The organism is uncultured Veillonella sp., from assembly GCF_934190855.1.
In the GTDB taxonomy this organism is placed as follows: Bacteria; Bacillota; Negativicutes; order Veillonellales; family Veillonellaceae; genus Veillonella.
Map to the genome: position 1 here is coordinate 1 of NZ_CAKPTN010000222.1, position 2,101 is coordinate 2,101.

Here is a 2,101-nt window from a genome sequence, read left to right on the forward strand (position 1 = left end):
TCATAATAAGATACGGCTCGTTTACCAACATAATCAGCTTTAAACGCATGTGGATCTGTGCCTATTTGATCTAAAATCCATTTCAATTCTTTTGGATTAATTAATTTACTATCTTTTGTATCTCCGTCATTACAACCATACAACAATCCATATAAATCTACTCAAGCCTGTACATTTTGAGAATAGTTATAAAAATTGCTTCTTCCCCACAAACCAGGTTGCCGTCCTTATCGGTCATCTCACGCGGGATGCCGATTTGGTCGCAGTGGAAGTAGTGGGTTTGTTGGCGGCTTTCATCGTCTGCGGTAGTCCAATTGCGGACTTTCGCCAAGGGGGCGTAGCTGTCGTATTCGTAGCGGTACACCAGTCCGTTGGGAGAGGCGATTTAGTAAAGGTCGTCTGAAAAATAGAAACCGCGTGCATACAGCATACACCCTACGTCAGGATTGAAGATTTTGTGCGGGCTACGGCTTGCTAATAATTAAACATTCCTTTTTTTACTAATAGAAAGTCTTCTAAAGAAGATGATATTTTTTCTAAGGAGTCTTCACTCATTACTCCCATGCCGACAGCAAAAATATTTTGATTTTTATTATCCATCAGAATGGCAACCCCTCCACCATTATCTCCAATCATAAGAAAATTTGGCAAATATTCTTTTACTTCATAGTCAATATTCCTTTGTTGGATATCCTCAGCTTCCAAAAGGGTTATCTCATCTCCAAATAATCCATTGCTTAGTTCTAAAAATTGAAGATATGAAGGATATAAAATATACCACTCTGGAGGTAGCATTTTTATAGCTTGGCTAGTAGCAGGATTATTTAAAGTATATAAGGCTTCTAATTCATGTCTATTCATTTTAAAGTGCTCCTAGTTCTTTGAAGTACTTGCAACTTTGACTTAGTGCTCGTTTAATTTGCTTGGGGGCTCAATATGCTATGGGAATCCATGTCATAGGTTCTATAACCTCCATGGCTTCTTCCTGGAGGATGTTTTTTTGCAAGACCAAAGAAATCTACCCAAACTTGCGCATTAGGCCCAAACCAATAAAGATTCTCCCCACCCCATAAGCCAATCGGATCCTGATTCACAAACCGACCCGCATCAGGTTCATAATACCTGAAGAAATTGTAATGCAGTCCCGTCTCACGGTCGGCATACTGGTTTTGCAGGCGGAAGGGTTGGTATGCGCTATCCGTTACCTTGGTTTCCTCTTTCAGACGACCCCAGCCGGTGTAGTTGCCACACCATAAGAGGTTGCCTTCGCTATCGGTTATCTCTCTTGGGATACCGATTTGGTCACAGTGGAAGTAGTGGGTTTCCTGTTTGCTTTCGCCTTCGGCATTGGTGTGGTTGCGTACCTGCGCCAAGGGTTCGTGGCTGTCGGGTTCGGTGTAGAGATAGGTATATCTGCCGTCCGGTTGGATTTCCTGCAAGAGGTGGCCTTGATGCTGAGAAATAATGAAATTGTTAAAAAACCAATGTTTCAGACGACCTCAAAGAAGATAGTGAGGTCGTCTGAAAAACAGAAACCGCGTGCGTGCTGCTGGCACGCACCGTACATATTAAACCGGCATGTTATACAGGCTGCAGTTTGCTAAAAAGTTGAAACGCATGCAATCAGCACTACATTTTATCTATAAAATGAGTGTTTTAGGCTACAGTTCGTTATAGTATTTAAATGAATGAATTAAAAAAGAAATATCAGATGCTTCGTACAAATATGTTTGGATTTTATACAAGCAATTTTTATGAGTAAATTTTACTTCTATACTATCTTCTTTATCTTTAAAAGTGAAAGCACTATCAAATATAACCCATTCAACATCATTAATGAAAATTGATGTTTCTTCTAATGGTTGATATTTATGATGACCATCCACTATATTTTTTATATGAGTGTCAATGTGTGATTCATCATTAATCCAATAAGCTCTGAATATAAAAATCTCACTAGCATCTAGTTTGTGTACTGCAAAAGTTGGTAAAGGTTCGTCTCCTAAAATAATAGTTTGTACACCTTCAACAGCTAAAACAGATAAATAGTTATGCTGAGAGCAAGCTAAAGAATAATGCTCTTCTGGTTTTAAATCTACAC

Annotated in this window: 4 protein-coding genes; all 4 read right to left on the reverse strand. The window is 39.1% G+C overall.

Going from position 1 to position 2,101, the window contains the following annotated elements; translation table 11 throughout:
- Nucleotides 1-157: 157 nt before the first annotated feature.
- The gene (locus Q0F90_RS09255) at nt 158-331 is read right to left on the reverse strand and encodes an RHS domain-containing protein (protein ID WP_367113432.1); all 174 of its coding nucleotides are present in this window, start codon (nt 329-331) and stop codon (nt 158-160) included.
- Between the two features lie 143 nt (nt 332-474).
- A complete protein-coding gene (locus Q0F90_RS08995) occupies nt 475-861 on the reverse strand; it encodes an SMI1/KNR4 family protein (protein WP_296004914.1) in 387 nt (128 codons plus the stop codon).
- A 53-nt stretch (nt 862-914) separates the two neighbouring features.
- Nucleotides 915-1,439 (reverse strand): RHS repeat-associated core domain-containing protein, encoded by a 525-nt coding sequence (locus tag Q0F90_RS09000; protein WP_296004916.1) that lies wholly within the window; start codon nt 1,437-1,439, stop codon nt 915-917.
- A 222-nt stretch (nt 1,440-1,661) separates the two neighbouring features.
- A partial coding sequence (locus Q0F90_RS09005; RefSeq protein ID WP_296004917.1) for a hypothetical protein occupies nt 1,662-2,101 on the reverse strand: 440 nt, incomplete at its 5' end.

Excerpts from the sequence above, each read along its gene's own strand:
- Q0F90_RS08995 (WP_296004914.1), bottom strand. The coding sequence starts at position 861 with ATGAATAGACATGAATTAGAAGCCTTATATACTTTAAATAATCCTGCT.